At 55.7% G+C, this 14,736-nt stretch carries 14 protein-coding genes; all 14 read right to left on the bottom strand.

Going from position 1 to position 14,736, the window contains the following annotated elements:
- Positions 1 to 47: 47 nt before the first annotated feature.
- On the bottom strand, positions 48 to 2,393 hold the full coding sequence (gene bamA / locus PJU76_RS05005) for an outer membrane protein assembly factor BamA (RefSeq protein WP_271780743.1): 2,346 nt from the start codon (positions 2,391 to 2,393) through the stop codon (positions 48 to 50).
- Complete coding sequence (gene rseP, locus PJU76_RS05000) at positions 2,390 to 3,751, bottom strand: RIP metalloprotease RseP (RefSeq protein ID WP_271780742.1); 1,362 nt, start codon at positions 3,749 to 3,751, stop codon at positions 2,390 to 2,392. The genes bamA and rseP overlap by 4 nt, the downstream gene beginning before the upstream one ends.
- 15 nt (positions 3,752 to 3,766) lie before the next feature.
- Entirely contained in the window at positions 3,767 to 4,942 is a 1,176-nt protein-coding gene (gene ispC, locus PJU76_RS04995; RefSeq protein ID WP_271780741.1) for a 1-deoxy-D-xylulose-5-phosphate reductoisomerase, read from the bottom strand.
- Entirely contained in the window at positions 4,939 to 5,751 is an 813-nt protein-coding gene (locus PJU76_RS04990) for a phosphatidate cytidylyltransferase (RefSeq protein WP_271780740.1), read from the bottom strand. The genes ispC and PJU76_RS04990 overlap by 4 nt, the downstream gene beginning before the upstream one ends.
- Positions 5,733 to 6,494: a polyprenyl diphosphate synthase gene (uppS, locus tag PJU76_RS04985; protein WP_271780739.1), complete on the bottom strand. Its 762-nt coding sequence runs from the start codon at positions 6,492 to 6,494 to the stop codon at positions 5,733 to 5,735. Before uppS ends, PJU76_RS04990 begins: the two co-directional genes overlap by 19 nt.
- Before the next feature lie 3 nt (positions 6,495 to 6,497).
- Positions 6,498 to 7,058: a ribosome recycling factor gene (frr, locus tag PJU76_RS04980; RefSeq protein WP_014028711.1), complete on the bottom strand. Its 561-nt coding sequence runs from the start codon at positions 7,056 to 7,058 to the stop codon at positions 6,498 to 6,500.
- The gene (pyrH, locus tag PJU76_RS04975) at positions 7,055 to 7,780 is read right to left on the bottom strand and encodes a UMP kinase (protein ID WP_064219717.1); all 726 of its coding nucleotides are present in this window, start codon (positions 7,778 to 7,780) and stop codon (positions 7,055 to 7,057) included. Before pyrH ends, frr begins: the two co-directional genes overlap by 4 nt.
- Positions 7,781 to 8,659 (bottom strand): translation elongation factor Ts, encoded by an 879-nt coding sequence (gene tsf / locus PJU76_RS04970; protein ID WP_271780738.1) that lies wholly within the window; start codon positions 8,657 to 8,659, stop codon positions 7,781 to 7,783. It abuts the gene before it with no gap.
- A 28-nt stretch (positions 8,660 to 8,687) separates the two neighbouring features.
- Positions 8,688 to 9,440, bottom strand: a complete 753-nt coding sequence (gene rpsB, locus PJU76_RS04965; RefSeq protein WP_271780737.1) for a 30S ribosomal protein S2 — start codon at positions 9,438 to 9,440, stop codon at positions 8,688 to 8,690.
- A gap of 209 nt (positions 9,441 to 9,649) precedes the next feature.
- Positions 9,650 to 10,249 carry a DedA family protein gene (locus PJU76_RS04960; protein WP_271780736.1) on the bottom strand — a complete coding sequence of 200 codons (600 nt, stop codon included), beginning with the start codon at positions 10,247 to 10,249 and terminating at the stop codon, positions 9,650 to 9,652.
- A 97-nt stretch (positions 10,250 to 10,346) separates the two neighbouring features.
- On the bottom strand, positions 10,347 to 11,483 hold the full coding sequence (locus PJU76_RS04955) for a glycosyltransferase family 4 protein (RefSeq protein WP_271780735.1): 1,137 nt from the start codon (positions 11,481 to 11,483) through the stop codon (positions 10,347 to 10,349).
- Between the two features lie 43 nt (positions 11,484 to 11,526).
- A complete protein-coding gene (locus PJU76_RS04950) occupies positions 11,527 to 13,038 on the bottom strand; it encodes a Ppx/GppA phosphatase family protein (protein ID WP_271780734.1) in 1,512 nt (503 codons plus the stop codon).
- 2 nt (positions 13,039 to 13,040) lie between these two features.
- A complete protein-coding gene (gene phoU, locus PJU76_RS04945; protein ID WP_271780733.1) occupies positions 13,041 to 13,754 on the bottom strand; it encodes a phosphate signaling complex protein PhoU in 714 nt (237 codons plus the stop codon).
- Between the two features lie 11 nt (positions 13,755 to 13,765).
- Entirely contained in the window at positions 13,766 to 14,533 is a 768-nt protein-coding gene (pstB, locus tag PJU76_RS04940; RefSeq protein ID WP_271780732.1) for a phosphate ABC transporter ATP-binding protein PstB, read from the bottom strand.
- Positions 14,534 to 14,736: the final 203 nt, after the last annotated feature.

The following is a 14,736-nucleotide window of genomic DNA, read 5'->3' as shown; positions in this document are numbered from 1 at the left end:
AACGACCCCAATGCGCAGTTGCCAATTCATATCCTAACGCCACACTATCAAAAATTATTACCCACGGTGAACTGCAAAGGCTGGGTCAAATCGTTCGGATGCCTATTGAGTGGTACGGCGAGAGACAGGCGCAGAGGTCCCATCGGGCTGATCCACAGGAAACCGACACCCACCGTCGTCCGCATTTGGCCCAAACTCGGGAAATACTGATTGTTGTATGAGTAGTTATTTCCACTGGCATCCGAGTTAACACCATAAACCCATCCGCTGGCCGCAAACAGAGACATCCGGAAATTATTGTTATCTGCGAGGCCCGGAAGCGGGAAATACAGGCTGGCATTAAACAGCAACTCACGAGTACCGCCTACGGGGTAGCCACCCACTTGTGGTCCCAACGAATAGGTCTGGTAACCCGGCAAGGTGGTCGGGCCGCCCATATAGTAGTTATTAAAGAATGGCACACTTAACCCGCCATAGCCGTTGATAAAGCCGTAGCGCCCACTCAATCCACCCGTCAGCCAGGAAGTAATGGGATGATAATAGTCCGCTTTAATCTCCGCCTTATACCAGCGCAGTTTCGCGGGGGGCACCGCAGCCTTCAGCGCCAGACTTCCGTAGAAACCTTTAGTGGGAAATATCGGTGAATTCCGGCTGTCAAAAGTCAGGGCATTTCCAACCGTCAGCGCTGTGGCTGTGTTACCAAATGTCTGGACATATTGGGAGTAAATTGCTGGCGGATTAGCAAAGAGATTAATTGTTGTATTACTGAAACCCAACGACATATAATCATAGATATACTGCATCACTGGAATACCCAGCGTGGCAGTTCCGCCGTAATCAATTTCCTGATAGGGGGCTACGGACAGAATGGAAAGATTGGTGTTGTTCCGATATAGGCTGAAGCCGAGACTGATGCCGTCCGGCGTAACATACGGGTCTGTAAAGGAGAGATTGTACGCCGTCCCCAAACCACCCACATTCGCCGAGAAAGACAGCGCGTTACCCGTACCCATAAAATTGTTTTGACTGATCGAACCATTGAACAGGATACCCTGGGCATTGGAGTAGCCAACACCAATACTAAAACTACCCGTCGGCCTTTCGCTCACATCGACATCCAGATCCAATTGATCAGGATGCCCCGGAACGGGTACGGTTTTGGTGTTGATCTTGTCGTAAAAACCGGTCTGCTGCAGACGCAGCTTGGAGCGCCGGATCAGCGCGCCATCATAAAGCGCGCCTTCCATCTGCCGGAATTGACGCCGAACCACGTAGTCCCGGCTTTTGTCATTACCAGTGATTTCAATGCGGCGTATATAGACCTTACGACCTGGGTTCACCTCAAAATTCAGAGCCACTTCGTGGGTTTTTGCGTCCACTTTGGGCACTGGCGTGGTATTGGCGAAAGCGTAGCCCAGGTTTCCCAGCTTTTCCGCAATGGCACTATTGGTGTCATTGATCTTAGCGCGGGAAAACACGTCGCCCGCCCGGATCTCCATCAGTTTTTCGAGTTCCGGCTTTGGCACGACCAAATCACCACTCAGATGCACCGACTGGATATGATAGAGATTCCCTTCATGCACATTGACCGTGATATACACAAAGCGCCGGTCCGGCGTTACCTGCACCTGACTCGATTCGACATCAAAATTCAGATAACCCCGGTCCAGATAATAATTGTGGAGTTTCTCCAGGCCTTTCATAAGCTTTTCACGGGAATAACGATTGTTTTTGCTAAAGAAGGAAAACGCATCCGGCGCGCCGATGCTGAAAAGGCCGCGCAGACGGCTTTCACTGAAGGCATGATTACCGACAATGGTCACCTGCTTGATGGTCGCCTGCTCGCCTTCCTTTGCGTCAATATGGATGGCCACCCGATTGCGCGGCAACTTTATTACTCGCGCATGAATCTTGGCGTTGTAATAGCCCATGCCTTCATACTGTTCCTGCAGACCATGCACCACCTGATCAAGAATCGAGCGATTGAAGATATGCCTTTCCACCAGACCGACTCCTTTGAGCGTGCCATTCACCTCGCTCTTGGAAAAGGCCTTGATACCCTCCATCTTGATGCTGGAAATGATGGGCCGCTCCTGCACGATGACCAGAAGATTGTCGTCAGAACGGGCAATGGTCACATCCTTGAAGAATCCCGTGGAATAGAGATCCTTGATGGCCTGCTGCGCCTTCTGGTCATCCACCTGCTCGCCGATATGGATAGGCAGGTAGTTGTAGACCGTACCTGGCGCGATATGCTCCAGACCACGAATTTCTATATTCTTGACCGTGAAGGGCGTAAATGCCCAGGCTGGTGCCGCCCAAACGGCGCTAACACAAGCCACACTCGCGGCGAGAAAAACGGGGGATGCCGAACTGAGGCTAAATTTTTTCACGGTGTCAACAATCTCATAATATCATTGTAGAAGGCGAAGGACATAAGCATCAGAAGCAGCACTATACCGATCTGCTGCGCTTTTTGCACCACCACCGCAGGGAGTGCTTTACCACGCACCATCTCCACGGCGTAAAACACCAGATGGCCCCCATCCAGAATCGGAATGGGTAGAAGATTAAGCACCCCCAGGCTGATACTAATCAGCCCGAGAAAAGACAAAAATGGCGCCAGACCAGCTTGTGCCGACTGCCCGGCAAATTCCGCGATGGCAAGCGGACCACTGATATTATCCGGGGATACAAAACCCTGCACCATACGCATGATCATCTCCACGGTCATACGCGACATTTGCCACGTGGTTCGCACCCCATAGATCAAGCCCTCCAGGGGACCTCGCTCGCGCAGGACAATCAGATTTTTGGGGAGAGGTGCCATGATGATGCCGATACGGCCTATCGGCTTTCCGGCCTTGTCGAGAAACATCTGTGGGGTGAGACTTACGACTTTTGCGAGTCCTTGCGCCGTCACATAACGCAGCTGAATCACTTTATCGGGGTGCGATTCGACATACCGGGCCAAGCCCTCCCAGCCGGGGACCCTGTGACCATCGATGGCAACTATGCGGTCTCCTGCCCGCAGGCCGGCCAGTTGGGCCGGGCCATGCGGCTCTACAGCACCGATGACAGCGGGCAGGTAAGGTTCCATCCCGATGACTTTACTGATAAAGTCTGGCCCTACCGCATCAGCGGTAAGCGTCTGCAGAGGCAGCATGTGGATCATCACCCGAGCACCGTCACCGCGCGTCGTCTGCAAGGTCACCGGAGTGCGTGCAATCGCCGCGGAGAGGAGCCTCATGCGCACATCCTCCCAGGTATAGACACGCCGCCCATCGATCATCGCTATACGTTCCCCCGGCTGCAATTGCGCCTGAGCCGCAAGAGAATGGTCCTGAACCGGACCAACGATGGGTGCCAATCCCGGGATACCGAGCCACGCCACCCCCGCATAAGCCACGACCGCAAACAAGAAGTTAGCCAGCGGTCCCGCCAGGGCAACCAAAAAGCGTTTACCGGGCGAGAGCTTATCAAAGGCCCGTTTACGGTCTTCAACCGAGGCTGGCTCACCCTCCTGTTCGCCGAGCATTTTGACGTAGCCACCCAGAGGAAGTGCGGCAATCACATACTCCGTCTGATCCCGTCCCCAACGGCGGCTGATCAGTGTCGGCCCAAAGCCGATGCTGAACTTGAGTATCTTGACACCCATGGATTTGGCGACCGCGAAATGGCCCGATTCGTGGATCAGCACGAGGATACCGATAGCCAGAATAAAGGCTCCTATGGTCTCAAAAATCTGCATTTGTTCTCAGGAAAATCACTGCATACCCGACCTGTGCCGACGAAGATGGCGGACTGCGGCTTCCCGTGCGAGTTGATCAACGGCCAGCACAGCATCCAGATGATCGGGAGCGGCAGGCTGTAATTCGCTGAGCGTGTCTTCAACGACGGCTGCGATACGGGAAAACGGCAGGGCACCCTCCAGGAAGGCCTGTACCGCCACCTCATTAGCCGCATTGAGCACGGTCGCTGCGGCACCGCCAACCTTCAACACATTGAACGCCAAAGCCAAACAGGGAAAACGCTGTAAGTCCGGCTCTTCGAACTGCAGGTCCGGCCCACGCGCCAGATCCAACGATGAAACCCCGCTTTCCATGCGCTCCGGATAAGCCAGGGCATGGGCAATAGGGGTGCGCATATCAGGGTTACCCAGTTGCGCCAGCACGGAGCCATCCACGTACTCCACCATGGAATGGATGATGCTCTGCGGGTGGATCAATACATCAATCTGGGATGCCGGGAGATTAAAGAGCCAATGCGCTTCAATGACCTCCAACCCCTTGTTCATCATGGTCGCGGAGTCTACGGAGATTTTCCGGCCCATAACCCAGTTGGGATGGGCGCAGGCCTGATCCGGCGTTACCGCCGCCAGACGCTCGACAGGCCAGGCCCGGAAGGGTCCCCCGGAGGCGGTCAGCAGAATGCGGCGCACGCCTTTGCCTTCGGCAAAGCACTGGAATACAGCATTGTGCTCACTGTCGATGGGGAGCAGCGTCACCTGATGATGCCGCACCCGCTCCATGAACAGGCTACCCGCCATTACCAGGCATTCTTTGTTGGCCAGATAGACTTTTTTGCCAGACTCCACCGCCGCCAGGGTCGGTAACAAGCCGGCGGCGCCCACAATAGCCGCCATCACTTCATCGACACCTGGCATACGCGCTGCCTCTGCCAATGCCTCCCGACCGCTTTCCACACGGATATGCTTCAAACCCGCATCACGCAGGGCAACGCGCAACTGCTGCGCGGCCTCCGGAGCGGCCATCACCACCAGTTCAGGGTGATGCTGCTCACAGAGTGCCTGCATTGCAGCGACACGATGATTACCGGTAAGCGCAACGATCCGGAATTGATCGGGGTGGCGCGATACCACATCCAGGGTGCTCTTGCCGATGGAGCCTGTAGCCCCGAGTATGCAGATGCCGCGTGTCATTTCCACCAACCCAGATAATAAAGCCCGGCTACAAACACCGGAATACCCGCACTCATGCTGTCCAAGCGATCCAGCAAGCCACCGTGTCCTGGCAACAACTGGCCACTATCTTTGCAATTGGCGCGGCGTTTCAGAAAACTCTCGGCAAGATCGCCCAAGACCGCGAAGATGCCCGTAATCAAGCCCAAAACGGCGCCGGAACGAAGACTCGAGACTGCCGCGCCTACCAACATCCAAGCGCCCAGTGTGCCCATAATGGCGCTGGCAAGCAAGCCGCCCAATAAACCCTCCCAGGTCTTGCCAGGGCTGATACGTGGCACTAATGGATGACGCCCCCAGATTTTACCAAAAATCATCGCACTCGCGTCATCCACACTGATGATCAGAATCACCCATAACAAAAACCGTGGGGCACGTTGCTGGAGGGACAAACTGAACAGCAAGGCAGGCAGAAGCACAGGAAAGATCGCCATAGCGCTCACCGTGCGCTGCCAGGTCGCGGCCTCGGGTAACCGAGAAGGCGGCATCAGCATCAGCAACACCGCAAGCAGTGCCCACCAGATCACGCTGCCCTGTGCCAACGCTGACCAAGGAAGATGCTGCGAGAAGATGAGCATCGGAAGCAGCGCCGCCAACATCAAGGCCAGTCCGTTTGGCCAAGCTATCAAACTGAGGTGTCCCCACTCCTGTCCTGCCAGGAACGCCAGCAACATGAGAAAAACAAGAAAAACCCAATAAGGTGCCCAAAAAATCAGCACAAGAATCAGCAGGAATAATAGGGAGGCCGTAATCAGTCTCTGGCGAAGCAATCGCCCTCCAGCACCTGATCACCCGTACGTCCAAAGCGCCGTTGCCGATGTGCGAAAGAATGCAGGGCATGCTCCAAAGCCGTACGGTCAAAATCCGGCCAAAGCGTATCACAAAAATAAAACTCGGTATAAGCCAACTGCCAAACCAGGAAATTGCTGATGCGCTCTTCGCCACCGGTACGAATCAGCAGATCGGGCTCGGCGATATCCGCCAGGCTGAGGTACCGGGCAATATGTGCCTCAGAGAGGTCTTCGAGGGCGAATTCTCCCGCCTGTATTGCCGCCATGGCCGCGCACGCTGCCTGCGTAATATCCCAACGTCCGCCATAATTCACCGCAAGATTGAGCTGGAGTCGCTTATTGTTGCAGGTGAGCGCCTCAGCCTCTTCGATGAGCTGCCGTATGTCACGCTCCAATGCACTGCGATCACCGATGATACACAGGCGAACGCCATTCTCATGGAGTTTACGGACTTCTCGCCGTAATAAAAGACGGAAGAGGTTCATCAGCAAACGTACTTCGAGGGCCGGACGCCGCCAGTTTTCGGTGCTGAAGGCAAAAAGCGTCAGGTAAGGAATACCGATATCCACGCAGGACTGCACCATTTCCCGCACCACTTCCGCACCGCGCCGATGGCCGGCCACCCGCGGCAAACACTGGCGGTGAGCCCAGCGACCGTTGCCATCCATAATGACGGCAACATGACGTGGCAAAGCGAGCACGGTTTCATCAGCGCTAGGCATGAGTCAGACCTCCATGAGGTCAGCTTCCTTGGCCTCCACTACCGCGTCCACCTCATCGATAAAGCGGTCCGTCAGTTTCTGAAATTCTTCCTCGGCGCGCCGTGCTTCGTCTTCCGAAATAGTTTTCTGCTTGTGCAGTTCTTTGACCTGAGAAATACCGTCGCGACGAATATTGCGAATGGCTACACGCGCCCCCTCACCCTCCTGCCGAACCACTTTGACCATTTCCTTGCGGCGTTCTTCGGAGAGTGCGGGCAGTGGAACCCGCACATTATCCGAACCCGCCACCGGATTCAGCCCTAGGCCAGCGTCACGGATCGCCTTATCAATCTTGGGAATCAGGTTTTTTTCCCACGGCGTGACCAGCAGCGACCGAGCATCGGCGACCGAAACCGAAGCAACCTGCGCCAAGGGTGTCGGTGACCCATAATAGTCCAATTGCACATGGTCAAGCAGGCCGGCACTGGCCCGGCCCGTCCGCAGTCGGGTGAGTTCCCCCTTCAGAGACTCGATGCTCTTCTTCATCCGGGTTTCGGAATCTTTTTTAATCTCTTGAATACTCATGCAATCTCTCTGCGCACGGAAGTGCCTTCCTCTTCACCCAGCATCACCCGCATCAAAGCGCCGGATTTATTGATGGAAAAAACGATGATCGGCATGTCGTTATCACGGCAAAGGGTGATGGCCGTTGCATCCATAACCTGCAGATTCTGCTCTAACACCTGGCCATAGGACAGTTCCCGGTAGCGCATGGCCTCAGGGTGAGTAACCGGATCATCGGTATACACGCCATCGACCTTCGTTCCCTTGAGCACCACCTCGGCATTGATCTCCACGGCACGCAGACTGGCCGCCGTGTCGGTAGTGAAAAAGGGATTACCGGTACCGGCACCAAAAATCACGACTCGCCCCTTCTCCAGATGACGGATGGCCCGCCGCCGGATATAGGGCTCCGCCACTTGCTCAATATGCAACGCCGACAGCACCCGGGTTGGCAAACCCAGATGTTCCAGGGCATCCTGCACGGCAAGCGCGTTCATGACCGTCGCCAGCATGCCCATATAGTCGGCGGTGGCGCGGTCCATACCTTCAGCCGCCTTGGCCATGCCCCGGAAAATATTGCCACCACCAATCACGATGGCAATCTGTACCCCGGTATCAGAGACGTCCTTGATTTCCCGTGCCATACGCTGCACAACTTCACGGTCCACACCATACTGACCGTCGCCCATGAGTGCCTCCCCGCTCAGCTTGAGGAGAATGCGGGAGTACAAGGGCGCTGTCATTCAGGACCCCCGGACTTGCGCCATAACCTCGGTGGCAAAATCCGTGGCGGGGGCCTTCTCGATCCCTTCTCCCACCTCGAAACGCACGAACTCCAGCACTTCGACACCGGGAAAACCCTGCACCAGTTGTCCGACGCTGCGGTCGGGATCTTTGACGAAAGGCTGCCCGGTGAGCGCGATTTCATTGAGCAGTTTATTCAGACGTCCAGAGATCATCTTCTCAATGATGTCAGCAGGCTTACCGCTGTCTGCCGCCTGGGTAATGAGAATGTCCTTCTCACGGGCCAGACGCTCGGGAGAAACCTGACTGGGGTGGATCACCTCGGGACGGGCTGCCGCCACATGCATGGCCACATCACGACCGAGTTCGCTGGTAGCTGCCTGACCTTCCAAGGCTACAAGCACACCGATGCGGCTGCCATGAACATAGGCACCGATCACACCCTCCTCGACCTGCAGATGTTGCAGACGGCGCAAACTGATGTTCTCGCCAAGCTTGCTGACCAGTCCCTTGCGACGCTCTTCCACACTCGCATCGGTCAGTAAGGCATCCACTTCCTTGAATCCCTGCGCCAAGGCCTGGCCGGCGCAATCTTTCGCCAGGCCCAGGAAATCTTCATTTTTGGCCACAAAATCGGTTTCGCAGTTCACTTCGAGCACGATGCCCCGTTTCTGATCGCTACTAAGGGCCACGACGATGACCCCCTCCGCAGCGACCCGACCCGCCTTTTTATCGGCCTTGGCCAGACCGCGCGCGCGCAGGAGGTCGATAGCGGCCTCCAAATCACCATCGGCTTCGGTCAGCACCGTTTTACATTCCATCATGCCAGCGCCGGTGCGCTCGCGTAGTTCTTTGACCTGTTGTGCACTGATAGCCATGAAAGCTCCTTAGATTCTGGTGAATGCTCTAGTCGGCGCCGATTTCGATCGTTTCTTCGTCCACCTCAACAAATTCGTCGAGCAGCGCAGATTCACCACCCTGACGACCATCGAGAACGGCATCGGCCACCAGCGAGGCATACAGACGAATGGCGCGGGTGGCGTCATCATTACCGGGGATGGGGTAGTCGATAAGCAGTGGATCACAGTTGCTGTCCACCACGCCGATCACCGGGATACCCAACTTTCGGGCTTCCAGCACGGCAATATTTTCATGACCGACATCAATCACAAAAATAGCGTCCGGCAGACCGTTCATGTCTTTGATACCGCCGAGGCTACGTTCCAGCTTGTCGCGCTCGCGGGTCAGGGTGAGCGCTTCCTTCTTGGTCAGCTTTTCCATGGTGCCGTCGGCGGCCATCTGATCCAGTTCGTCAAGGCGGCGAATCGATTGACGGATGGTCTTAAAGTTCGTCAGGGTACCACCTAACCAGCGCTGATTGACAAAGAAGGCGTTGCTGCGGCGGGCCTCCTGCTCGACCGCCTCGCGTGCCTGGCGCTTGGTGCCGACAAAAAGGATACGGCCATGCTTGCGGGAAATCTGCTCAACAAAGCTCAGCGCGGCGCGCAGCATCGGCAGGGTATGCTCGAGGTTGATAATGTGAATGCGGTTACGCTCACCAAAGAGATACGGCGCCATCTTCGGATGCCAGTAACGGGATTGATGACCAAAGTGGACGCCAGCTTCCAATAGGGCGCGCATGGTTACATTGCTGCTCATAAGGGTTTCTCCAGTTTTCAAGGGTTATGATCCGCCACACACCTCAAGCAGCCATCCTCGCGGACACCCAGCTGACCTGGATCGGTGTGTGTGAGTATTTAGGCCGAAGCCCAGCGCTTTTTAGCATAAAACCGGGCTCTCTAGCAAATCGCCATGCAGTTCAGCGCATACGGTGCCCGTCTTACCCGCCATGATGTGGCCACAGCACGTTATTCACCATGCCGATGCCACCACCAGTACCCCCCCACCCCCGCAATCAATAACAGCAGCAGCATGATCTGCACATGCTGAACGCCTTGCAACAGGCTCTGCAGTGAGGCGCCGAGGACATAACCGACCCCGGCGATGGCCGCCGCCCATACCGCTGCCGCCAGCGGATTCATCCATAAGTAGCGGCGTACCGGGTAGCGGTGCACTCCCAAGAGGATGGGAGTGATGGTACGTGTGCCATAAATGAAGCGGAACAACAATGTCACCCAGTCACCGAAGCGACGAATCAAGCTTTCGGCCTGATTTATATGGCGACGCAGAAAGCGCGGCAGAATATTCAGCAGGTGTTCACCATAACGATAACCGAGCTGGTAAAGCACTTGATCGTTGAGGGTACTGCCCAACCAGGAGATGAATATCACCATGCGAAGATCCAGGACGCCGGCATGCGCCAGGGCACCGGCAACAATCACCACAGCCTCCCCTTCCAGCAGGGTGCCAGCAAAGAGGATCCAGTAACCATACTGGCGCAGGAAGGCAATAATCACCGCTAACGTAATGGGTTGAAGATGCAACCAGCTCAGCACCTCGTTGATCACATCAATGATTGCATCCTCCCCCTTCCTGCCAGAAGCGTTTCCGAGCTGCGCAACGATGGCAAAGGTGCTGCAGACACAAATTGGGTTTTAGGGCGGCTCAAGAAATTTTCTCCAGGCTATTCCGGTACTCTCCGAGGAGCGCATCGAAAATATGTGTCCAGGTTTGTCCTTCTGCGCGTTGCCGGGCACGCCGGCCCATTTCCCGTAACCGCACGCGATCCATAAGCAGATTACTTATGGCGTCGGCAAAATCACTCTCCAAGGGCAGCAGGACACCTTCATCTGGCGAACGGAAATGTTCATTGACGCCGGAGGTGTCATAGGCCAATACCGGCAGGGCACTGGCCATAGCTTCCAGCACGACGTTACCAAAAGTCTCACTACAGGAAGGGAAACAGAACAAGTCCGCACTGGCATACCATCGCGCCAGATTATCACCTTTTTGTATGCCCTCTAGGGAAAAACCAGCGAGGCGCAGCCGGGTGAGACTGGCCGCCAGGGGCCCGTCTCCGATCAGGGCGAGATGCAATTTGCCCGGCCCCTGCCAAGTTTTCCGCAAGTGTTCGTAAGCATTCATTAAAACAGGTATATTTTTTTCATGAGCCAGACGCCCAACATAAATCAACAGCGCATCATCCCCATCCAACCCAAGTTGCGCGCGTAGTGCTGTGCTGCGCCAGCGCGGATTGAAGAGCAGCGTATCCACGCCGCGTCGCCACATGGCAAGGTTAAGGAATCCTTGCGCCCGCAGATGGACGAAAGTCCCCCGACTGGGTACCAGGGTTTTGCGGGTGGCGTTGTGGAAACTACGGAGATAGCGCAACACCAGCCCCTGCAGAAATTGCAGACGGTAATACCGGGCATAGCCGTCAAAATTTGTGTGAAAACTGCTCACCACGGGAATTTTAAGGTGCCGGGCCGCCCACAGTCCGGCGAGACCCAGTGGGCCTTCCGTAGCAATATGTACCAGATCTGGGCGCAAGACTCGCAACCGCTGAGCGATATAGCCAGGTCGGCAGTATCCCACCCGTACCTGCGGATAGAAGGGTAAAGATAGGGCTCGCAACAGGTCACTCCCTGCCCTTTCACCCGCCTGCTGCGGGCGTAACACGGTGACCCGATAACCGCGCTCGCGGAGATTCTCTACCATGTGCTGCAGCGTATGGGCAACGCCGTTCACCTCTGGCGGATAGGTTTCCGTAATGAGGGCCAGGTGAGCAAAACCTTCTGACATGCGTACCCCGCGCCTCGCGTCGCTAAAAAAATGGTTTAACGGATTACCATTGCAGGTGAAAATCCGGCGTGACCCATTCCTGCTCCTGCTCCAGATCGGCAGCCATCAGCGGCATTTCTGTCGACCATTGCGGCGGCAATGCCAGCAGCAGTTTTTTACCAGACACGGTCAAACCCGGAGGAGCCGCCAGCGGTGCCGTGCCCCGATGAAAAAGGATAGCCAAGCGTAGCAGGACCGCCAGTTGCTGCAACGCCACCACATCTTCAGCCGCGATGCCCATGGCACGCAATTGGACAAGACCCGGCAAGCGTTTGCGCTGAGTGCGTACAAGTGCGGCAACAACACCCTGCTCACGACGGGAAAATCCCGCAATATCGGCATTCTGCCAGACATATTCACCATGCTTGTGAAATCCCGAATGGGCGATGTCGAGGCCAATATCATGGGTCAGGGCCGCCCAACGCAACCATTGCCGATGCCCGCCATGGAGTGGCCAGGATGCGGCTGCTGTCATAAAAAAGTGTTCTGCCCACCGGGCCACGCCCTGATTACGCTGCACCTGGCTGTGAAAGCGTTCCTGGAGACCACGGATGCTCATCTCTCGGGTGTCTTCCTGATGGATGCGCCCGAGCAGGTCATAAATAGCCCCCTCGCGCAAAGCACCCTCAGAAAAACGTATTTCCTGCAGACGCAAGGACTCGAAGAGCGCGAAAAGAATGATGAAGCCACCCGGAAAAACGGCAGCACGATCCGCCTTCAGGCCTCTAAGCTGGGTCAGCGCAGGCACTGAACCGAGGCGTATCATTTGCTCACGCAGCCAGTGCATGCCGACATGGGTGATGCGCGAACCCTGACCATTCTCCGCGAGGATACGAGCAATTGCCTTAATGGTACCCGAAGAACCCACCGCCTGATCCCAACCGTGGCGGAGAAAATCATCGAGCATGGGTTCTAGCGCCATGCGCACCCGCTTTTCGAGACGCTCACAAGCAGCCACCGTAATCAGCTCTTCGGGAAAATAGGCACGGGTAGAAGCCACACAGCCAAAGTGCAGGCTCTCCCGCAGATTGGGGGTGAAACCCCGGCCCGCAATCAGTTCGGTACTCCCCCCCCCGATATCCGCAACCAGGCGCCGCTCATTCGCATCTACCGCGAGGCTATGCGCAACGCCCAGATAGACCAGACGGGCTTCTTCACGACCGGCCACGATTTCCAGCGGGTATCCGAGCGTCGCTTCAATGGCATGCACAAAACCTTCTGCAGCCTTTGCATGGCGCAAGGTATTCGTGCCGATCACCCGCACCCGCTCCGGGCGAATACCACGCAGGCGCTGCCCGAAGCGAGCCAGGCAATCCAGTGCGCGCTGCTCCACCGCAGGGTCAAGACTACCGTCATCGCGCAAGCCCGCTGCCAAACGAACGCCTTCGCGCAAACGATCATGCAGACGGATATCAGAGCCAATCTCTTCCGCAACAACCATATGAAAGGAGTTGGAACCCAAATCCACCGCCGCCAGAAAATTGGTGAGTTCTGCTGTGGCTGTGGGTTCCGCCATGGCTATTTCCCCTGGATGCTTTGTTCTACCTCGTCTAGCGGAAGATGTCGGACATTTTTTCCTTTGGCAAGGTAAATAACATATTCGCAGATGTTCCGGGCATGGTCACCTATACGCTCAATCGCCTTGGCAATAAAAAGGGCATCAATGGCTGGGGTGATGGTGCGCGGATCCTCCATCATGTAAGTGATCAGGCGGCGCAGGGCAGAACGGTATTCCTGATTGAGCACTTCATCGCCTTTGGCGACGGCGATGGCTTCCTCCGCATCCGCACGGGCCAGAGCATCCATGGCACGGCGCAACATATTCAGGGCATAGTCGGCCATAACGCCCACATCTCTGAGAAAGGCTGGATTGGCGTTACGCGCACCGTGTCCCATGGCTAGGGCCATGTCGGCAATTTTACTGGCTTTGTCTCCCATACGTTCCAGATCCGCGATAGTCTTGATCAGGGTCATCACCAAACGCAGATCACTGGCGGCAGGCTGACGCATAGCCAGAATATTGATACACTCCTCCTCAATACGCACCTCATAACCATTCACCTCATGGTCACGGCCAATCACCTCACGGGCCAATTCGGCATCGGACTCCTGCAGTGCCCTGACGGCATGCGTGATCTGCTCTTCCACCACGCCCCCCATGGCGAGCACTAAAGCGTGGACCTCATGGAGTTCATCCTCAAAACGCCGGGAAATATGTGGTTCTTTGTCCATAGCTGCACTCCTTAACCGTAGCGACCCGTGATGTAGTCTTCCGTCTGTTTTTTACTGGGATTGGTGAACAACTGATTGGTAGACCCGAACTCCACCATTTCTCCGATATACATAAATGCCGTATAATCAGAAACACGCGCCGCTTGCTGCATGTTGTGAGTGACGATCAGAATCGTAAACTGATTCCGCAATTCACTCACCAGTTCTTCAATCTTGAGGGTGGCGATAGGGTCCAGCGCCGAGGTCGGCTCATCCAGCAGGATCACTTCTGGTTGCACCGCAACCGCACGCGCAATACACAGGCGTTGCTGCTGGCCACCGGACAATCCCAGCCCACTCGTCTTGAGCTTATCCTTCACCTCTTCCCAAAGGGCCGCCTGACGCAACGCCTGTTCCACCCGATCATCCATCTCCACCTTGCGCAATTTTTCATAGAGCTTGATGCCAAAGGCAATATTGTCATAGATGGACATGGGAAAAGGCGTCGGCTTCTGAAATACCATACCAATTTTAGCGCGCAGCATATTTACATCCATGCCGGGGGCCAGCACATTTTCTCCGTCCAGCAGTACCTCGCCGGTCGCCCTCTGTCCAGGGTACAGAGAATACATGCGATTAAATACCCGCAGGAGTGTCGACTTACCACAACCAGATGGCCCGATGAACGCTGTCACCTGGTTTTCTGGCATTTCCAGATTGATATCTATGAGGGCCTTGTTGCTCCCGTAAAAAAAATCCAGGTGGCGGACAGATATTTTGGTTTTCTGAGGTTCCGACATCAACACGGACTCCTGTCTTTGATAAGAAAGCGGGAAACAAGGCTCAAGACTAGCACAGCCATGGCAGCTATCAACGCGCCTGCCCAGGCAAATGCTGCCATTCCGGATAATGACTCATGGCAAATTGAAAAATAACGGCGGGGGCATCGGCGATCGGCTTGTCCAGATTCGTGCTGAAGATAAGTCACCTTAGAAGAATTGCC

It is taken from the genome of Acidithiobacillus ferriphilus (assembly GCF_028215975.1).
GTDB classification, from domain to species: Bacteria; Pseudomonadota; Gammaproteobacteria; order Acidithiobacillales; family Acidithiobacillaceae; genus Acidithiobacillus; species Acidithiobacillus ferriphilus.
The sequence above is the reverse complement of the archived record's forward strand: the minus strand, read 5'-3'. Positions and strand labels throughout refer to the sequence as shown.

Bases quoted from the DNA above. Each gene is read 5' to 3' on its own strand.
- rseP (WP_271780742.1), bottom strand. From the start codon at position 3,751: ATGCAGATTTTTGAGACCATAGGAGCCTTTATTCTGGCTATCGGTATC.
- ispC (WP_271780741.1), bottom strand. From the start codon at position 4,942: ATGACACGCGGCATCTGCATACTCGGGGCTACAGGCTCCATCGGCAAG.
- uppS (WP_271780739.1), bottom strand. From the start codon at position 6,494: ATGCCTAGCGCTGATGAAACCGTGCTCGCTTTGCCACGTCATGTTGCC.
- frr (WP_014028711.1), bottom strand. From the start codon at position 7,058: ATGAGTATTCAAGAGATTAAAAAAGATTCCGAAACCCGGATGAAGAAG.
- pyrH (WP_064219717.1), bottom strand. From the start codon at position 7,780: ATGACAGCGCCCTTGTACTCCCGCATTCTCCTCAAGCTGAGCGGGGAG.
- tsf (WP_271780738.1), bottom strand. From the start codon at position 8,659: ATGGCTATCAGTGCACAACAGGTCAAAGAACTACGCGAGCGCACCGGC.
- rpsB (WP_271780737.1), bottom strand. From the start codon at position 9,440: ATGAGCAGCAATGTAACCATGCGCGCCCTATTGGAAGCTGGCGTCCAC.
- PJU76_RS04955 (WP_271780735.1), bottom strand. From the start codon at position 11,483: ATGTCAGAAGGTTTTGCTCACCTGGCCCTCATTACGGAAACCTATCCG.
- PJU76_RS04950 (WP_271780734.1), bottom strand. From the start codon at position 13,038: ATGGCGGAACCCACAGCCACAGCAGAACTCACCAATTTTCTGGCGGCG.
- phoU (WP_271780733.1), bottom strand. From the start codon at position 13,754: ATGGACAAAGAACCACATATTTCCCGGCGTTTTGAGGATGAACTCCAT.
- pstB (WP_271780732.1), bottom strand. From the start codon at position 14,533: ATGTCGGAACCTCAGAAAACCAAAATATCTGTCCGCCACCTGGATTTT.